Source organism: Microtetraspora malaysiensis, assembly GCF_050947145.1.
Classification (GTDB): Bacteria; Actinomycetota; Actinomycetes; order Streptosporangiales; family Streptosporangiaceae; genus Microtetraspora_A; species Microtetraspora_A malaysiensis.
In genome coordinates, this window is the sequence record NZ_CP191998.1 from 2,000,148 (window position 1) to 2,017,147 (window position 17,000).

Genomic DNA, 17,000 nt, shown 5'->3' on the forward strand with positions numbered 1-17,000 from the left:
GCGGGTCAGGATGCCGGACGCAGCGAGGCGAGGAGGAGGTCGGCGAAGTGGCGGCCGACCTCCGCGCCGCTGAGCGCCCCGTCCGGGTGGTACCAGGTGCCGAGGTGGTGGACCGAGCCGAAGAAGAAGTCGACCACCATCTCGGCCGGGGTGTCGTCGCGGAAGACCCCGGACCGCTGGCCCTCGACGACCAGGTCGCGGAAGCGCTCGTGGTAGCGGCGGCGTTCGGCCCGTACCGTCCGGCGGATGTCCGGGGCGAGCTGGTGCATCGACCGGAAGAAGATCTTGGAGTCGTCGAGGTTCTCGATCGTGGTGGTGACCACGTCCATGGCGGCGGCGTGCAGGCGCTCGGCGACGGGGCGGTCCCCTTCGGCGAACTCGGTCAGGCGCTCCATCTGCATCCGCAGGACCCGGCCGTAGATCTCCTGGAGGAGGTCGTCCTTCGAACCGAAGTAGTGGTACATGGCGCCCTTGGTGACCCCGGCCGCCGTGACGATCTCCTGGACCGAGGTGCTCTCGAAGCCTCTCTCGGCGAACAGGCGCGTGGCCTCCGCGAGCAGGCGATGCCGTACGGGTTCCTCGGCGGCGACTCCGTTGCGCGCCATGACGACCCTCCCCTGATGCGACCGACAGCGCACCAGCATACCGACTGGTCGGTTCCGAGCGTGTTGCCCGGATATGAGTCTTTGTTGCGGAGATGCGACTTTTCCTGACCTGGAGCCCCGTTTTCGAGACCTGGGGCCCCTGCTCGGTCTAGCGTGAGACAAGCAGTCCTGGTCTTTCGGGGAGCATCCGGTGCAAAGCGGGTCCATCTACGTGCCGCGCGACGAGAAGTTTACCGGCGCGTCGCCGCAGAACCTCTACGTCACCTTCTGGTACGCCGGCCGCAAGAGCCGCCTGTGGACCCGCGGAGTCATCGGTGTGGCGGGCTTCGCCGCCGGCAGTCTGCTCGCGACCCGGTTCGGGTGGTCCGACACCCTGCTGCCCGGGGTCGTGGTCGGCGCCCTGGCCGCGCTCGCCGACTTCCTGGTCGCCTGGCGGTCCTTCGCCCGTACCGCAGTGTGGCGGGGCAGCCGGCGCGGCGAGGTCCGTACCGGCCGCCTGCTGCGCCGCGCCCTGACCCGGCACGGCTACCGCGTCATGGACGGCCGGGCCGTACCGGGAGAGGCGTCGATCGACCATCTCGTCATCGGGCCCGGCGGCGTCTGGATCGTGGACAACGAGGCGTGGTCGCCCGACACCTACATCGCCCGGTACGGCGAGCGCCTGTTCTTCGACGAGAAGTTCGGCACCTCGGTCGCCAAGGGCCTGATCGACGCCGCGTCGACGCTGGCCGCGCTCCTCGCCCGTGAGACCGGCATCGACGTCACCATCGTGCCCGTGCTCGCCGCCCACAGCGGCAAGATCGAGGGCAGGGGAGGGACGGTCACCGCCGAGGGGCTGACCGTCGCCTACCCGCACAGGGTGGCCCGCTGGATCCGCTCCCAGCCCAACGGCTCCCTGACGGAGGAGCAGGTCGAGGTGCTCGCCCGCACCGCCGCCCGCATCCTGCGCGGCACCGCCCTGCGCCGCCGCTAGCCCAGGCGCAGGATGCTTTCCTCGATTTCAGCGTTTCGCGCGGGCGCGTACGAGGTCTCGGTGCCGGTGATCGTGAAACCGGCCTTCTGCAGGACCCTGAGTGAACCGAGGTTGTCACTGGCGGCACGGGCATACAGCGGGCGGACGGGGACGAGCTCAAGGAGCTGGGCGAGAGCTTGGCTGGCGACTCCTTGCCCCCAGGCCGCGCGGTCGATCCAGTAGGTGACCTCGGTGGCCCCTTCGATGACGAAGCTGGAGATGCTGCCGATCAGCTGACCATCTCGGGTCACCGCACGCAGGATGACATCGGGGGACGTCCTCAGCTTCGACATATGCGCATCGAACGCTTGGCGATCGTCGGGGTCCTTGGACGTGAAGGCGGCCATCTGAACCGACTGGGGATCGCGCATCTGGTGGAACAGCGCATCCAGGTCGCCGTCCTCAACATCCCGCAACGCCACATCCGACATCGACGCTCTCCCCATCACCTGGCCGTTTCAACTCGTGCAGAAATCTAACAGCGGCTTCCGACAGTCCTGCCCGAAGGAGTCGCACGAAACAGGAGAGCATCGCGACGTCCTTTCCCTGGGCGGCAGCCCGCTCAGCGAGGCGAAGCCGGCACGGTGTGGGGCATCGACAACCACAACCGGACCGCGCACATCGGGCTGGGGCTGCTGCCGTCCTGCCGCGGCAAGGGCTACGGCACCGACGTGGTCGCGGTGCTGTGCCACTACGGTTTCGTCGTGCGCGGCCTGCGGCGGCTGCAGATTGAGACGCTGTCGGACAACGCCGCGATGCTGCGCTCCGCCGAGCGCAACGGCTTCGTCCGCGAGGGCGTGCTGCGCTCCTCAGCCTGGGTGATGGGCGAGTTCCTGGACCAGGTGCTGCTCGGGCTCCTCGTCCAGGAGTGGAAGCCGGCCTCGAAGGGCTAGGTGAGTTCTTCGACGAACGTCGCGAGCTGGGCGACGTTGCGGCATTCGTACATCGGGACGATCCCGGCGTACGCCGAGGCGAGGGAGTCGCCGGTGTCCCACTGCGGGCGCGGTTCCGGGTTCAGCCAGTAGGCGTGCCGGGCCTCCCCGGCGAGCCGCCGCAGCGCGTCCAGGGCGGGCGCCTGGTAGTTGGAGCGGGCGTCGCCCAGGATCAGCAGCGACGTCCGGGGCCCGATCGCGTCCGTGTACCGCTCGGCGAACCGGGTGAAGACGTGGCCGTAGTCGGTCCGCCCGAACCTGACGATGTCGGCCTCCTCGGTCATCCGGGTGACGGCGTCCAGAACGTCCACACCGGGGCGGAAGTGCGCGGTGATCTCGTCCACCGTGTCCACGAACGCGAACGCCCGCACCTTGGTGAACTGCTCGCGCAGCGCGAACGTCAGCAGCAGCGTGAAGTGCGAGAACGCGGCGACCGAGCCGCTCGCGTCGCAGAGGATGACCAGCTCCGGCCGGTGTGGGCGGCGCGGACGCAGGTGGGGGGTGAGCGGCACGCCGCCGGTGGAGAGCGACGCCCGCACGGTGCGGCGGACGTCGAGCCGCCCCCGCCGTCCACGTTTCCGCCGGGCGGTGAGCCGGGTGGCGAGGCGGCGGGCGAGCGGGTGGACCTCCCGGCGCAGCCGGGTCAGCTCGTCCCTCGTCAGCCGCAGGAAGTCGACGCGGTCGATCGGCGGCGGCACCGACGTCCTGGCGATCTTCTCGATGCCGGACTCCTCGGCGATCCTGCGGCGGACGTCGGCGGTGACGGCCTCCTCGAACTTCCTGATATTTCGGGATATCTGGGTTCGGGCGAGCGTCTCCGGGACGCCGCCGCGCTCGGCGAGCATCGCGTCCAGCAGCCGCGCGATCAGCGTCTGCGGGGAGAGGGCGCGCAGCACCGGGTACGAGAACCACGACTGCCGGTTCCCCGCGGCCGGCACCCGGCCGAACCGCCCCACCATCGACCGGGCGAACGCGCGGAACGCGGGATCGTCCGGGTCGCCCATGAGCAGATCGGCGAGCCGGTCCCGCAGCTCGGCCGTCTCGTTCGGGAGGACCGGGCGCTCGGCGTGGCCGGGAGCCGGTTCCGGCGGACCGTCCGAGATCACCGGAGGGAACCACAGGTCGAACAGCGCGTCGAAGCCGGGCCGGTGCTGGGGACGCTTCACCAGCGTCGCCGCGTACGCCTCGCGCAGCGTCTCGCGCTCGGCCAGGTCGATCACCGTCAGCGCCCGGGCGGCGTCGAGGCCCTCGGCCAGGGACACCGGCAGCCCCGCCTCGCGCAGCGCGCCCATGAAAGCCACATGCCGGTCTAGCAGCGGCTCGCTCACACCGCCCTACCTTTCTGAGTGCGCGTACGCCTCGATCGGTGCGGCCCTCCCACCGGCCCTTCCACCGGCCCGGCCGCGTCCGGCCGGCCGCCCGCTCATGGCCGGGGCAGCCCGAGCTCCTTGGCCGCCCGGCTCTGGTCGGAGTCGTGCTTGAGCACCACACCGAGCGTCGCGGCCATCACGCCCTCGTCCAGGTCCGTACGGCCCAGCGCCAGCAGCGTGCGCGCCCAGTCGACCGTCTCGGCGATCGACGGCGACTTCTTCAACTCCAGGCCGCGCAGCGTGGCCACCGTACGGGCGAGCCGCTCGGCCAGCAGGCCGGGCAGCTCCGGCACCTGCGCGAGCACGATGTCGCGCTCGCGCTCCGGTGACGGATAGCCGAGGTGCAGGTAGAGGCAGCGCCGCTTCAGCGCCTCCGAAAGTTCGCGGGTCGCGTTCGACGTGAGCACCACGTACGGGCGGCGGATCGCGGTGATCGTCCCGAGCTCCGGAATCGTGACCTGGAAGTCGGAGAGGATCTCCAGCAGCAGCCCCTCGACCTCGACGTCGGCCTTGTCCGTCTCGTCGATGAGCAGCACCGTGGGCTCGTCGCTCCTGATCGCCCTGAGAAGCGGACGCTCCAGCAGGAACTCCTCGGAGAAGATGTCCTCCCACGCGTCGCCGTCGGCCTGGATGCGCAGGAGCTGCTTCTTGTAATTCCACTCGTAGAGCGCGCGGGCCTCGTCCAGGCCCTCGTAGCACTGCAACCGGATCAGCCGCGCCCCGGTCGCCTGCGCCACCGCCTTGGCGAGCTGGGTCTTGCCCACGCCGGCCGGGCCCTCGGCCAGCAGTGGCTTGCCGAGCGCGCCCGCGAGGAACACCGACGTGGCGATGCCGTCGTCGGCAAGGTAATCCACGGAGGCGAGCCGCCCTCGGACCTCGTCAGGCGAGGCGAACCACATCGCCGCTCCTCTTGATCGAACCGAACGTTGTTCTAGCGTAGCCCGATTTTGAGGGATCTGGGCCGTACGATAACCTCTTACTGCTTCCGCGCCGCTAGCTCAGTTGGTTAGAGCAGCTGACTCTTAATCAGCGGGTCCGGGGTTCGAGTCCCTGGCGGCGCACCAGTAAGAAGCCCAGGTTGGCATAGCTGACCTGGGCTTTCTTCATTTTGGACCTAACCCAACCGCGGCCTATGCCCCATCGTGATCATGATGGTTGCTCCGTGGTTGCTCGTCTGTCGTGATCTTGTTTCCGTCATGATCCATACGCCATTCGCGGGTTCCCTGTTAGGGCCACGTATCGCCCGAGGACGTTTGTCCGGGGCAGGGCAGGTGCAGGACGGGGGGGCATCGGCGGCCGTGTCCGGTGGCGGGCGTGGTGGCCCCGCCCGCGACAGAGCAATGATGATCCACATTCGAGTGGGACAAAGGATCAGTGTTTGGATGGTGTGGAGGCTTTCTCTGCCCACTCGTTCAGGCCTGCGGCAAGGGCCTCTTCGATCTTTCCCTTCCCGGCGGCCTCTGCAAGGTCGGCAAGGCAGTAACAGCTGCTCAGATTCGCCGCGATGATGCAGATGCAGATGCCCATGATGCGGAGCGCGTGGGCAGACGACTCCACGATTTCCTCGCCCGGGATCGGGATCTTCTTGGCGTACTCTCGAAGGATGTCGACGAGGGCACGCCCGGCCTGATCTGTGGGCGACTGGCCGACGAGAATGTCGGCTACGAATTCGTGTGCATGATCCTTCGCCTCGAGGAGACGGCGCGCTGCTTGTGCTAACGGGAGACAGCCTGAGTTCTGGCTGGACTCCACCTGGCCCCAGAGGTTCTCACCGAGCACGGCGACCCCCTGCTTGGCCACTACCGCCGCCCAGCCGTCCGTGCATGTAGCTGCGACGGTTGCGATGACGGTCTCTTCGGCGGTGCTGAACGGCGGCGCAGCGGCATGACTGGTAGATCTTCGACTCCTACGTCCGCCATACGAGGGCGCGCGGCCCCGATGGTCGCCGCAGGGAGATCTTCTACGACGCCTGCAAGGCCTTCCGGTGCGCGTCTCCGTGGAACCGCAGATCTTGGCCATGAAACGACCATCCGATAGTCCTGGTAATCCGGATACTGTCCAGATGGTCATGCTTCTTGGACGAAGGGGTGGGAGGAGAAACCCTTGCGTATTTCGACTCATACGCGTGTCCCGTGAGAAAGCCGAATCAGGCTGAACCGTTGTTCCTTGCGGGAATTGGGAAGATCCTCGTCGTCATACGAAGGGGCTCAGGCTGCTGACGTTCGCCGCGTCACCGGCGGAGGGGAATCAAGGCTGCTGCGTCTTCGGCGGCCTGGCGGGCGAGGTCGGGGAGGACCGAGGTGTAGGTGTCGGCGGCGATGGTGATAGAGGACAGGCCGAGGGTCTCCTGAACGACCTTGAGATCGTGCCCAGCGGCGAGGATGAGGGTCGCGGCCCCGTGGCGGAGGTCGTGCAGCCGTACGGGTGGTAGGTCTGCCTGGCGGGCGAGTCGCTCGAACTGGTCGGTCACGTGGGCCGGATGGAGCATCGCACCGTTGTCCTTGGTGAACACGAAGTCGCTCTCCACCCAGTCGCCTCCCAGCGCAAGACGCTTCCGCCGCTGCTCTTTCCGGTGGGCGCGGAGAACCTTGACAGTCTCGCTGTCGAGCGCGACGTGGCGTTCGCCTGCTTCCGATTTCGGCTGTCCTTGATCCGTGGCCCAACCCAGCTGAGTGATCTGCCAGCGTACGGTGACGATCCCGGCTTTGAGGTCGACATCGCTCCACCGAAGTCCACACGCTTCACCACGTCGCAGCCCTCGAAGGGCGATCAGGTGATACAGCGCGTACAGCTCGTGGGCGCGGGCGGCGGAGAGGAAAGCTCCCGTCTGTTCGGCAGATCGCGGTGCTCGCCCATCAGGAGCCCGTGTTCGGTGACCCGCCGTCGGACTCGACGGTGCGCCGGACGCTGGAGTTGGCCGACCCTGCGCTGCTCGGGCGGATCGCCAAGGCCCGGGCGAAGGTCCGGGCGCACGTGTGGAAGCTCATCGAGGCCACCGAGGCGGGATTCCCCTGGTTGACGGTCGAGGGAAAGACGCTGACCGGCTGGGTCGTGATCGATCTGGACGCGACGATCGTGCTCGCCCATTCGAACAAGGAGGGTGCAGCGGCCACGTTCAAGAAGACCTGGGGTTTTCATCCGCTGGCCGCGTGGTGCGCCAACACCCAAGAGTCCTTGGCGATGCTGCTGCGGCGGGGGTCGGGACTCAAGGTCGGTCCAGCGGAGGAAAGTGCTCACTCACCAGCGGCTACCAGGCACCGAGTCTGCCCGATCAGGCGACCCGGTAGCTCCCATTAGCGGGGAGTAACACCGTGGCCGACCATCTGGAGGTGCTCGCCGCGGCGATCGCGCAGATCCCCGCCGCGCGGCGGGCCAACCTGCTGATCCGCATCGACGGGGCCGGGGCCACTCATGACCTGCTGGAACGTCTGGAGGGGCTGAACACGGCGCGGCGGACGGTCCGGTACACGGTCGGCTGGAGGATCACTGATGTCGACGAGGCGGCCATCGCCGCCCTGCCCGAGGGGGCCTGGGACGCCGGACTCCATCAGGACGGCAGTCTCCATACGCACGCCGCTGTGGCCGAGTTGACCGGGGTGAACAAGCGCGCCGCCACCTGGAAGACGCGGCTGATCGTCCGCCGGACCAAGCCGGCGGGCAGGCACCAGGCCACGCTCATGGCGTTGGAGAAGCGGACCGGCTGGAGGTACTCGATCATCGCGACGAACATCGGCCGGATGCGCGGCGTGCCCGGCAGTCACCAGGTGCAGTTCATCGATGTCCTGCACCGCTCACACGCCGGAGTGGAGGACCGGGTGCGCACGAATAAGGCGATGGGATTGCGTAACTTGCCGAGCAAGGTCTGGACCGTGAACTGCGGATGGGTCTTGGCGGCCGACCTCGCCGCCGATCTGGATGCCTGGACCCGGCTGCTCGGCCTGTACGACGACGCCGAACTCGCCCGTGCCGAGCCTCAGACCATGCGCTACTGCTTGTGGCACCTGCCAGCCCGGCTTGTGTCCCATGCCCGCCGCCGGGTCGTGAAGATCAGTGCGACCTGGCCGTGGACGAACGCGTTCCTCACCTGCTGGCAGCGCTTGTGCGCGCTACCGGACCCTGTCTGACCAGCACGAAGACGACCCGGCAACGCGAAAGGGAGGTAACCGCGCCACCCCGGCGGCCCGTGGAAGCCGACGCCTACCCGAGCGATTCGGGTGACGACGCATGCCGTACCGAATACCGAACAGGACGATCGGGCAGAAACGTCCGCAAGGTTGAATGCTTCAGGTGACTCGACTGGGACCTGGGTCATCGAGGTCGAAGCTCGCATGGGTCCTGGCGGCGGCATGAAACAATCGCACGTACGAGGTGTCCTTCGGCTGCGGATCTTGGAAGCTTAGAGAACTTCCATCATCCCAGGTCGCAGGGCACCTCCTCTCATTTCACGGCAATCAAGTCAGAATCGGCTCGGTGGATCCAGGCCTCAGTCGTCACAGAATGCAACCATGGACCAGGCCTGACTACCAAATCTGTCGCAATGCGTAGAGCCGGAATAGCTTGTCGACGGCGGAGCGGATGGCTAGATGACCTCTTGATTGAAGTACAGCATACGCGTTTCGGACAGCATGGCACGATCGATAAATCTCCCGACTATGCGGCCGGCGACGGAGAGAAGAACTTCTAGATTCTCTGCTTCATCGCGCGGCCAGAGCCCCCGGCCGCCATGAGATCCATCGTTTGATTCCATTCCAAGCGGGAATCTCGGAATTTCAAAACCGCGAGATGATTCGGAGGACGGAACCCCAAGACCACTCCCATATCGCTCAAAAATAGCAGGTAATTCTCCATCGACAATCGCATCCGAACCGAATTCTCCCGCGAGTTCGCTGCCCTTCCAGAGCGTGAATCCCCCGAACCCGTACTCCGTGTGATAGCTGAGCGTGAATCTCCGGCCACCTTGGCCGAGGTCGACGTATGGGACGGTTCCGAACATGCCAAGAGCACAGACCCATCCCGGTGAATGGTGGCCGATCCAGATGTTGTCCTTGAGTGGGAATTTATGGGTGATTGCGACGGCATCGCCAAGGTCGCAGTGTGCTCTCGACGCGGGGTCGAGGCCCATCCGAACCGCTATCTCCGCCGGGTCTTCTCCTTCAATCCAATCGATCTGAAGCGAGTCCTGGAAGCCGTATGGAGCGAGGAGATCCCATTGGGACTCCGCCGGATTGTCGTACATGGTCTCTCCTGATGAGTGGCGATTATCCTGCCAGGGCGGGTGGCAGGGCTGCTTTGCCCTGCCACCCGCCCTGTGGAGTAACTAGGGGGCGATCTGCACCCAGAAGTGACTTCCGTCGCCAATTCGATATGTGTGATAGAAGGCCTTGAGCGCATTCCCCTGCGTTGAGTTTTGTGCTCCACTCAAGGCGCGGAGCGAGTAATCATAGATAGGATTCGCCGCCCCTTCGATGGTCGATCCGAAAGGGTCCCGCCAGTGCAGTCATGACCCGGCCGCCACGGCGGCGGCGAGCAGCCTGTGGCAGGCGGCGGATGGGATCCCCTCGGTGCAGACCAACGCGGCCGACGCCTTCCCGAGCTTGGCCGCCGCGGTGCGCAGGATCGCCGGGTTCTCACAGACGAAGATCTCCTCGCAGGCCGGCACGACCGGGTGCTCCGCCTGCTGGTGCAAGGTGAGCCGGAACGGGATGCCAAGGCGGCGGCGTCGTCCAGCCACCGGGAGATCGGGTTGCCGCCTCGGGTACGGACGTTGAGTATCAGCACCTGGCTGGCCATGTGTCCATGATCACGCCCACGGACTCCCATAGAGCCCGCTGCTGCACCCCTCGGCCGACCGCACCACCCGACCGGATCGCGAGGGCCCGCTGCACCAGGCTCGCCAGGGGACTTCCGGCCACGAGTGCCTTGGTGTCGCCGGTGACGGCTCCGCGGCGCTGGCGGCGGTTCCGGCCGCCGCCAGCCGTCGCCGTTCAGGTCATCGATGAACGTCCACCATGTCCGTCATCGTCGGCGTCGACGGCACGCGGCGCACGCCGGGAGAGCCGAGAGCGACGGCCAGTTCACCCGCGTCGTCGGCGAGTAGCTCGGAGCCGTCCCAGACCAGGAGCAACGCGCTGACCGTGTGGTCCACCGGGGAGTGGGCCAGGTCGTAGTGCGCCGCGGCGGGTACGGCGGCGTGGGCGGCCCACAGGTCGTAGCCGGTCATGAACAGATCGAGGTCGAACTGGGCGGCCAGGCTCATCAGCTCGCTGCGTCCCGTGTCGTCCACCCCGGCGAACGCCTCGTCCAGCGCGAGCAGCCGGGGCGCGTCGGGGCGGGCCGAGTTGAGCATGGCGTGCGCCGCGGCGAACAGCGGCAGGTGCAACGACACCGACTGTTCGCCGCCGGACAGCCGGCTGTGCTTGGCCCGGGTGAGACGCTCCTCGGCCCCGCCGGGCCGGATGAGCTGGAACGTGAACTGCCGCCAGCGGCGGTAGTCGAGCACCTTCGACAGCAGCTCCTTGTACGGAGTCTCCCGCTCGCGGGCCCGCGCGTTCTTGATCTGGGTGGCGAAATGGCCACGCATCCGGGTCAGTTCGTCGGGGCCGAGCCGGGCGGCGTCCGCGTCGAGCAGGCCGCAGACCGCCCGCTGCTCGTCGTCGAGATTGTCGGAGAGCTGCCAGCTCACCCCGACAGTGGTCCCCGACGACATGCGGCGCGACCGCATCTCCGCGTTCATCCGCCTGATCAGGTCGCGGGCGTCCACGGTACGGTCGTGGATCTGCTGGGCCAGCCGGGTGAGCAGCGCGTCCTCCAGGATGCGCTGCTCGGAGTCGCTGAGGAGTTGTTGCTGGTCACGGCGGCTGGCGGCCATCTTCGTGGCGAAGGAGCCCACGGGCAGCGGCCCCTCCTCGTCGGCGACCCTGACCACGATCACGCCGTCCGAGCCGTCCCACTCGGGCCGGTAGTCCTGTCCGGCTGCGGCGAGCTGCGCCTGGAGCTCGTCCAGAGCTTTGGTGAGCCGGGTCGTGGACTGCTTGAGCGAGACCTCGGTGGGGGTCAGGTCGCGGGTCACGGCGAGGATCGCCTCGTGCACCGCGCTCACCTCGGCGGGCAGCTCCTCGCCCAGCCAGTCCGCCTCCTGTGCGGGCCACGACAGACCGGCCGGGCACCTGAGCACGTCAAGCAGTTCACGCCGGGCGAACGGAGCCAGCGCTCTGGCGGTCTGCCGCTCCTCGGCGGAGGCGACGTTCAGCGCCTCCCGGGCGGCGGCGAGCCTGGCCCGGGCGGCCGCGGCCTCGGCGAGCGCCTCCCGCTCGGCCTCGCGGGCCGTCTCCAGCTCGCGGGTGGCGACGGCGATGCCCGTCTCGGCGTGTTGGAGTTCGGCGAGCACCGCGCTGGCCTCGGCCCCCATGGTCTTCTGGAGCGCGTTCAGCTTGGCGGCCTCCTCCGTGTGCCGCCGCCGCGCCGCCTGCTCGATCCGGGCCGCCGACGCCTCGTCGTCGTCGGCGGACTCCAGACGGTCGGTGGCGCCCCGCACCACGTCATGCTGCCGCTCCTCCTCGCGCCGACGTCCGACGAGCGTCCCGGCCGCGGTCTCGAAGCGTTGCACGGCCTGGGCCACCTCGTCCACGGACGCGGGATCCAACGCGTGCTCGACCCCCGCCCGGCGCAGCGCGCGCTCGGCGGCGCCGCAGGCGGCGACCGCCTCGTCGTAGGCCGTCTGCGCGTCGTCGGCCCCTTCACGGGTGGCGCGCAGGCGCCCGGCCGCGCGCTCGTGTTCCCGCAGGGCGGCCACGATCGGTCCGGTCTTCGGCAGCCCGGCGCGTGCGGCGGCGATCGCCTCCAACGCGTTCTCAGCCTGGGCCGCGCGCCGCTCCAGCTCCGCGACGGCCTCGGTGAGCGCGGCGATGCGGGCGTCGCATTCGGCGAGCCGTACGGCGCGGCGGCGGGCACGCGCGGTCGCGCCCACATACTCCGCGTGCGGCTTGTGATGCGCTCCGACCTGGATCCCCTGGGCGAACCGGCCGTCAGACGAGATCACCGGGGCGGCCCCGTCCAGGGCCACCGAGCGCAGGATCGCGATGATCCGTTCGGCCGGAACGACCGTCTCCTCCTCGGGAACCAGCAGGTCCGCGAGGCTCGCCCCGGTCACCGGGGCGGCTGGGACGAGATAGCCCTCGGAGTCTCCGGCGGCGACGGGGGCGTCGCCGGGGGCCACCCAGGCGTCGAGCAGGTTGGCCGCCTCAAGGGCCGCCTCGATCGACGCGGCGCGTTCCTCGGTCACCTGGTCGGCGAACCTGACCAGACGCCAGAGCGGCGCTCCGGGCTTGCCGTCCCTGGGGGCGGTACGGGCCGCGAACGGGGGCGGAGCGTCGTCGCGTTCGGTGGCGATCCGCGCCCGCTCCGCCCGGACCTGTGACCTGTCCCGCCGTAGCGAGCCGAGCTCGGCTCTGATCTCCGCCTGGGAGTCTCGGAGGTCCTCCACCGCGGGGGCGTTCACGGTGGCGAAGACCGCGTCGAGCCCGGGGGCGTCGGGCTCGCCCGCCTGCTCCAGCGCCTGTTCCAGCGCTTCCAGCAGTCCCGTTCCAGACCCGTCGGCGAGGACGTCGTGATGGCGCAGCGCCCACTGGGCGAGCTGCTCACCGGCGTTCTCACGGGCGGCCTCGACGGCTCCGGCCGCCTCCGCCTCGGCCAGTTCCGCCGTTGCGGCCGTCGCCGACGCCTTGTCGAGGGCCACCTGGGCGAGGTCCCGGATCTGCTCGGCGCTGCGGTGCGTCTGGATCGCCGCGCGGATCGCCCGAACGTCAACGGCGCGCGCGGCCACGCGGCCACCCACCCGCTCGGCGAAGCCGTGCGGTTCCGCCTCGGCGGGGGACCAGCCGATCCCCGCCGCCGTGGCTTCGTCGGCCAGCTCGGTCGCGGTGCGTGAGACCGCCGCCTCCAGTTCGGCGAGTGCTCGCCGCGCGTCGGCCAGCTCGGCCTGCGCCCGGTGGGCGGCGCCGGCCCGCCGCTCCAGCTCCGTCTCGGCCGCCGAGGCGGTGTCCGCGCAGGTCCGTACCAGCCTTTCGAGGTCGGCGAGCTGTTCGAGGGCCTGGTAGCCGGCGCTGCTCTTGAGCTGTTCCAGCCGGGCGCGGAGCCCGGCCAAGGTGTCCTCCGCGGCGGACAGCGCGCGCGCCGACTCCGTCTGGGCCTGCTCGGCCGTGGCCAGCACCGCGGTGACCTCCCCCAGCCCGGCACGGTGGGCGCCGGTGACCTCACGGCGGCGGGTGAGCGCGTCGGCCGCCCAGCGCGCGTGCGCGCGCAGGTACGTCGTGTAGCTGGCCAGGAAGGACTGCGTCGCCTCGTCGGCGGCGACCAACCCCTCCAGGGTCCGCTGTACGGTCTCCATGTCGTCGAAGGAACGGGCCGCCTCGGCGATCAGATCGTCGTCGACCGGCCGTAGCCCGTCAGTGAGCGTGTCGGAGAGCTTGCCGGGGTCGAGGTTCTTGGCCAGCTGCGGGCGTCGCAACGTGAGAATCAGCGTGATGAGCTGTTCGTACCGCTCTCGGCCCAGGCCGAACAGCCGCTGGTCGATCGCGTGCCGGTAATCCGACGGAGTGGCCGTGATCGCGTTCTCGCCGAGCTCTTCGACGAGTTGTTTCCTGCTCATCGGCCGGTCGTCGGGGGTGATGAGCGAGAAGTCCTCACCTACCCGGCCTTCGGCGATGAAATGCCAGCGCACCGGGGTGTCCCGGTGCCGCTGGGCGTGCAGCCCGATGCCGATCGTGACCGACTCGCCCGTGTCGCGATGCCGAAGCTCCAGCCAGACGTAGCCGACCGCGCTGTCCTGCCCGCGGAAAAGCAGGTTGGACTTCATCGTGCGGTCCTCGGAGGCGAACGGGTTGAGCCGCTTGGGATCGATCCGCCCGTCCAGCACGAAGGGGAACAGCACCTCGAGCGCCTTGGTCTTGCCCGAGCCGTTGGGGCCGCGCAGGATCAGCCAGCCGCCCGCGAAGCCGAACTCCTCGTCCCGGTAGTCCCAGAGGTTGATGATGCCTGCCCGGGTCGGTACGTACCGCGTCACGAAACATCCTCGATGTCGAAGACAGGGGTCGGCTTCTTGCGGGGTTTGACCACCGCGGTGGTGCCCCGGTAGCGGGCGAGCAGCGGCAGCGCCAGCACACCGCCGTCGATCTTCGCGACCAGGCGGAGGGAGGCGAGGAGTCTCACCGCCTCGCGCAGGAGCCGGTCGGGATCGCCCCGCCAGGCCACGGCGAAGGCGGCGCCGTAGACGTCGTTCAACTCCCGCATCGCCGAGCGCAGCCAGGCGTCGCCGACGAACGGGTAGGTGGCCGGCTCCGCGGCCCCCGCCGGGCCGCCCCGGTTCTCCGGGTCTTCCGGGTTCCCCGGGGGTGTGGGGGCGGGCTCGCTCAACTCGTCCAGGATGCCGGTGAGGGGCAGGCCCGCGTCGATCCTCTCCGCGGCGGCCTCGTCCCGCTCTGCGGCGGTGGCGGCGGGCAGCCTCGGCGGATCGTCGTTCGCCACGTATCTGGCGATCCGGGCTGATAGCAGCAGCGCGGCCTGCGAGGGCGTGCCGCCGCTGGGGAACCGCACGTCGGACAGCCGTCCGGAGGTGTCGACGATCGCCACTCCCTCCGCGCGCCGCTCGACGGTCTGGCCGGTCAGCCTTTCCAGGTCCTCACCGAGCGAGGCGTGCCGGAGCTGGCCGCGGATCGTCTCGTCGGCGTCTGCGTAGTAGACGACCGGCCGTTCCAGCACCAGCCGTCTGGCCTTGCGGGCGGCCGCCTTGCGCTGCGTCGTCTGCCCCTGGGCGAAACCGTGATCCGTTTCCAGCAGTGCGGTCACCGACCGCAGGTGTTGCAGCACCCGGCTCGGCGTGTAGAGGGCGAAGACGATCTCGCGGTCGATGTCGTAGAGCGCCTCGGCCCGATCCGGGTTGTTGACCCAGTCGGCTGCAGAGCCGTCGGCCAAGGACAGCGCGCCGCGCGCCTCCAGCCAGGCGACGGCGTCGACGAACGCGTCGCGGTGCGGCTTGCTCTCGGTGTCGAGGCCGAGTCCGTCCACGCGGGTGGCGTCGGCGCCGACGGAGTCGGCCAGCTCGCTCAGCGAGATCTGGGTGCCGGACCTGCCGAGCGCGGCGAGTGTCAGCACCAGATAGGCGTAGCGGCGGCGGTCGAAGGGCCGGTCGGTTCTCGTTCGCGCGGGGCGGGTGGTGTCGAGTTCGTCCTGAACGCGCAGCAGCCGGGCCGTGTTCGCCGTGGTCACCAGTCGGTAGCCGAGCGCCTCGTGCAGGTCGGTGCGCAGCTGGGCCGCCCATCGTCTGACGAGAGGCAGCGAGCGGCGGTCGGGGTAGACGTCGGTGATGAGCGGGTTGCTCAGCAGCACCCGCACCGCGCGCTGATAATCGGCCAGATCCAGCGGGCTCACATCCTTGGCGACGCGGTGCATGTCCCGCTCCGCCGAGCCCACGTACCCAGCCTGCTCCCGGTCCGAGGTCATGACACCTCCAGCCTGACGCCGGACAGGTGGAGTCTGCCGCGTACCGTCCTGACCGTGGTTGACCCCTCGCACGGGCGCAGCGTGAGCCGGACGCCGTGCGCGGAGCCGCTCGCGGTGACGGTCCGGCTCGCCGGAACGCGGGCGCTGAGCGCGAGGTCGAGCAGGCCGAGCAGCGCCTGGGTCTCCGGCTCGTCCAGCACCCGGTCGTAGAGGCCGTCGGCCGCCAGTGCGAGGGCGGCGCCGCGGCGTTCCCGCTGGAGCTTGAGTTGTTCGGTGCGCAGCCGTTCCCGCTGGGCGTCGTTCCGTTCGATCCTCGCGGTGCGCCCGGTCTTCTGCGGTTCCCGGCCGGCCTCCACCAGGCCCCGCGCGAGCGGTACGGGCTCGGCGTCCCACCAGGACAGCCGGGCCGGGATGAGCTCGGGGTCCTCGTGCGGCACCGCGATGTGGCGTGGCCCGCCGAGGCCGAAGACGGCCTGGAAGAGTCCGTGCGCCGCCTCGTCGTCCGGGCTGGAGACGAACCACTGCGCCAGGTGGCGTAGCTGGCTTTCCCGGCTCACGCCCCCGCGACGGGCCTCGGTCACCCTTCTGAGCAGGGCCAGCACGTTGGCGATCGCGGTGACGGTCGCCGTTTGCAGCCGGTCGGCCTCGGTGGGCGCGTCGCGGCCGGTGCCGGTGCCGGTGCCGGTGCCGAACCAGTGGGTCAGACCGGCCCAGCGCTGCCGCCAGTCGTCCTCCCGCTCGCTGGCCGTGCGGAAGAGCCGGTTGTCGGCGGAGGCGGCCTGCGCTATCAGCCGGTCCACCCCGGTCTCCGCCACGGTGTGCACGGCCGCCGCCAGGCGGGGGGTGTAGCGGGCCAGCTCGGCGGTGAACTCGCGCATGTGGGTGAGGAGCGCGTCCTTGTGCCGGAGGAAGACCTCGGGCCGGGTGTCATTGGTCCGGGCGAGGTCGCCGAGCATCAGGTAGAAGCGGGCCGCCCGCTGCGCCATGTCGCCCAGGACCTGGTCCAGGCGGCTCAGCTTGCGGTAGACCTCGTCGGCGTCGCCGATCTCGTTGGCCGTCGCCAACGCCTGCAGGTCGGCCAGAATGTCGGGAAATATCAGCCTTGATAGCTGGGCGTCTTCCAGCGTCGCGCCGAGCACGTCCTCGACCGCGCGATACGCCCGGTAGCCCGCCTGGGTGAACTGGTACACGTAGTGCCGGTTGCGGTACTCGGCCAGGTTGGCGGCCCGGGTCCCGTCATAGCTTCGGTCCAGCAGCCGCCAGTCGTTCAGCGAGTCGAGCAGAGGCTGCACCTCACCGATCTCCGGGCAGTCCGGGTGCTCCGCACGCAGCTGCGCGAGCAGCTCCCGCGCGCTGCCGGCGTGCAGCAGCACCTGGTAGTTGGCCCGGCCGCGGTCGAAGGCGCGGAGTAGCCAGAGATACTCGTTGCGCTTCTCCGCCGCGGCGAAATGGAACAGCCGCATCCGGTCGTCGAGAGTGAACGCGTCTATCCCGAAGGGGCCGCCCTCGGTAGGGCGCTCAGAGGCGTGTGGATCCACGGGTATTCCATCCGCTGGGGCCGCGACAGGTGAATGCCATCCAGGAT

16 protein-coding genes, 1 tRNA gene and 1 pseudogene are annotated in these 17,000 nt (G+C 69.3%); 5 read left to right on the forward strand and 13 right to left on the reverse strand.

Features of this window, described 5'->3' with window-relative positions; genetic code table 11:
* Window positions 1-5 precede the first annotated feature (5 nt).
* Window positions 6-605, reverse strand: coding sequence for a TetR/AcrR family transcriptional regulator (locus ACQP1V_RS09740; protein ID WP_387413005.1), 600 nt, complete (start codon window positions 603-605; stop codon window positions 6-8).
* A gap of 190 nt (window positions 606-795) precedes the next feature.
* Between ACQP1V_RS09740 and ACQP1V_RS09745 the strand changes: the two genes are divergently transcribed.
* Entirely contained in the window at window positions 796-1,578 is a 783-nt protein-coding gene (locus ACQP1V_RS09745; protein WP_433421136.1) for a nuclease-related domain-containing protein, read from the forward strand.
* On the opposite strand, the gene ACQP1V_RS09750 is transcribed toward ACQP1V_RS09745, so the two are convergent.
* The gene (locus ACQP1V_RS09750) at window positions 1,575-2,048 is read right to left on the reverse strand and encodes a GNAT family N-acetyltransferase (RefSeq protein WP_433421138.1); all 474 of its coding nucleotides are present in this window, start codon (window positions 2,046-2,048) and stop codon (window positions 1,575-1,577) included. The two genes, ACQP1V_RS09745 and ACQP1V_RS09750, sit on opposite strands and share 4 nt — an antisense overlap.
* A 153-nt stretch (window positions 2,049-2,201) precedes the next feature.
* On the opposite strand from ACQP1V_RS09750, the gene ACQP1V_RS09755 reads away from it, so the two are divergent.
* Window positions 2,202-2,510: a GNAT family N-acetyltransferase gene (locus tag ACQP1V_RS09755; RefSeq protein ID WP_433421139.1), complete on the forward strand. Its 309-nt coding sequence runs from the start codon at window positions 2,202-2,204 to the stop codon at window positions 2,508-2,510.
* Here ACQP1V_RS09755 and ACQP1V_RS09760 read toward each other — a convergent pair.
* Window positions 2,507-3,877 carry a vWA domain-containing protein gene (locus ACQP1V_RS09760; protein WP_433421142.1) on the reverse strand — a complete coding sequence of 457 codons (1,371 nt, stop codon included), beginning with the start codon at window positions 3,875-3,877 and terminating at the stop codon, window positions 2,507-2,509. The genes ACQP1V_RS09755 and ACQP1V_RS09760 overlap by 4 nt on opposite strands.
* A gap of 95 nt (window positions 3,878-3,972) precedes the next feature.
* Window positions 3,973-4,818: an AAA family ATPase gene (locus ACQP1V_RS09765; protein WP_067135788.1), complete on the reverse strand. Its 846-nt coding sequence runs from the start codon at window positions 4,816-4,818 to the stop codon at window positions 3,973-3,975.
* 88 nt (window positions 4,819-4,906) lie between these two features.
* Between ACQP1V_RS09765 and ACQP1V_RS09770 the strand changes: the two genes are divergently transcribed.
* A tRNA-Lys gene (locus ACQP1V_RS09770) sits at window positions 4,907-4,983 on the forward strand.
* Window positions 4,984-5,290: 307 nt separating this feature from the next.
* Here ACQP1V_RS09770 and ACQP1V_RS09775 read toward each other — a convergent pair.
* Window positions 5,291-5,719: a hypothetical protein gene (locus ACQP1V_RS09775; protein ID WP_433421145.1), complete on the reverse strand. Its 429-nt coding sequence runs from the start codon at window positions 5,717-5,719 to the stop codon at window positions 5,291-5,293.
* 430 nt (window positions 5,720-6,149) lie between these two features.
* Window positions 6,150-6,710: a site-specific integrase gene (locus ACQP1V_RS09780; protein ID WP_433425794.1), complete on the reverse strand. Its 561-nt coding sequence runs from the start codon at window positions 6,708-6,710 to the stop codon at window positions 6,150-6,152.
* A 74-nt stretch (window positions 6,711-6,784) separates the two neighbouring features.
* Here ACQP1V_RS09780 and ACQP1V_RS09785 point away from each other — a divergent pair, with 74 nt between their 5' ends.
* Both ACQP1V_RS09785 and ACQP1V_RS09790 read left to right on the forward strand, forming a co-directional pair.
* Entirely contained in the window at window positions 6,785-7,216 is a 432-nt protein-coding gene (locus tag ACQP1V_RS09785) for a transposase (protein ID WP_433421148.1), read from the forward strand.
* A gap of 14 nt (window positions 7,217-7,230) precedes the next feature.
* The gene (locus ACQP1V_RS09790) at window positions 7,231-8,043 is read left to right on the forward strand and encodes a transposase (protein ID WP_433421151.1); all 813 of its coding nucleotides are present in this window, start codon (window positions 7,231-7,233) and stop codon (window positions 8,041-8,043) included.
* 455 nt (window positions 8,044-8,498) lie between these two features.
* On the opposite strand, the gene ACQP1V_RS09795 is transcribed toward ACQP1V_RS09790, so the two are convergent.
* From ACQP1V_RS09795 to ACQP1V_RS09825, 7 genes and pseudogenes are all read right to left on the reverse strand, one after another.
* On the reverse strand, window positions 8,499-9,155 hold the full coding sequence (locus ACQP1V_RS09795; RefSeq protein ID WP_433421154.1) for a hypothetical protein: 657 nt from the start codon (window positions 9,153-9,155) through the stop codon (window positions 8,499-8,501).
* Between the two features lie 81 nt (window positions 9,156-9,236).
* Window positions 9,237-9,416, reverse strand: coding sequence for a NucA/NucB deoxyribonuclease domain-containing protein (locus ACQP1V_RS09800; RefSeq protein WP_433425796.1), 180 nt, complete (start codon window positions 9,414-9,416; stop codon window positions 9,237-9,239).
* A complete protein-coding gene (locus tag ACQP1V_RS09805) occupies window positions 9,417-9,650 on the reverse strand; it encodes a DUF2399 domain-containing protein (protein ID WP_433421156.1) in 234 nt (77 codons plus the stop codon).
* Window positions 9,651-9,690: 40 nt separating this feature from the next.
* Window positions 9,691-9,846, reverse strand: a pseudogene (locus ACQP1V_RS09810) (TIGR02679 family protein); the annotation flags it as partial.
* A gap of 62 nt (window positions 9,847-9,908) precedes the next feature.
* Window positions 9,909-13,979 carry a TIGR02680 family protein gene (locus tag ACQP1V_RS09815; protein WP_433421159.1) on the reverse strand — a complete coding sequence of 1,357 codons (4,071 nt, stop codon included), beginning with the start codon at window positions 13,977-13,979 and terminating at the stop codon, window positions 9,909-9,911.
* Window positions 13,976-15,415, reverse strand: a complete 1,440-nt coding sequence (locus ACQP1V_RS09820) for a TIGR02678 family protein (RefSeq protein WP_433421162.1) — start codon at window positions 15,413-15,415, stop codon at window positions 13,976-13,978. The genes ACQP1V_RS09815 and ACQP1V_RS09820 overlap by 4 nt, the downstream gene beginning before the upstream one ends.
* Window positions 15,412-16,953, reverse strand: coding sequence for a TIGR02677 family protein (locus tag ACQP1V_RS09825; protein WP_433421165.1), 1,542 nt, complete (start codon window positions 16,951-16,953; stop codon window positions 15,412-15,414). Before ACQP1V_RS09825 ends, ACQP1V_RS09820 begins: the two co-directional genes overlap by 4 nt.
* Between the last annotated feature and the right edge of the window lie 47 nt (window positions 16,954-17,000).

Coding starts and splice junctions, on each gene's coding strand:
- ACQP1V_RS09740 (WP_387413005.1), bottom strand. CDS start 605: ATGGCGCGCAACGGAGTCGCCGCCGAGGAACCCGTACGGCATCGCCTG.
- ACQP1V_RS09750 (WP_433421138.1), bottom strand. CDS start 2,048: ATGTCGGATGTGGCGTTGCGGGATGTTGAGGACGGCGACCTGGATGCG.
- ACQP1V_RS09765 (WP_067135788.1), bottom strand. CDS start 4,818: ATGTGGTTCGCCTCGCCTGACGAGGTCCGAGGGCGGCTCGCCTCCGTG.
- ACQP1V_RS09795 (WP_433421154.1), bottom strand. CDS start 9,155: ATGTACGACAATCCGGCGGAGTCCCAATGGGATCTCCTCGCTCCATAC.
- ACQP1V_RS09820 (WP_433421162.1), bottom strand. CDS start 15,415: ATGACCTCGGACCGGGAGCAGGCTGGGTACGTGGGCTCGGCGGAGCGG.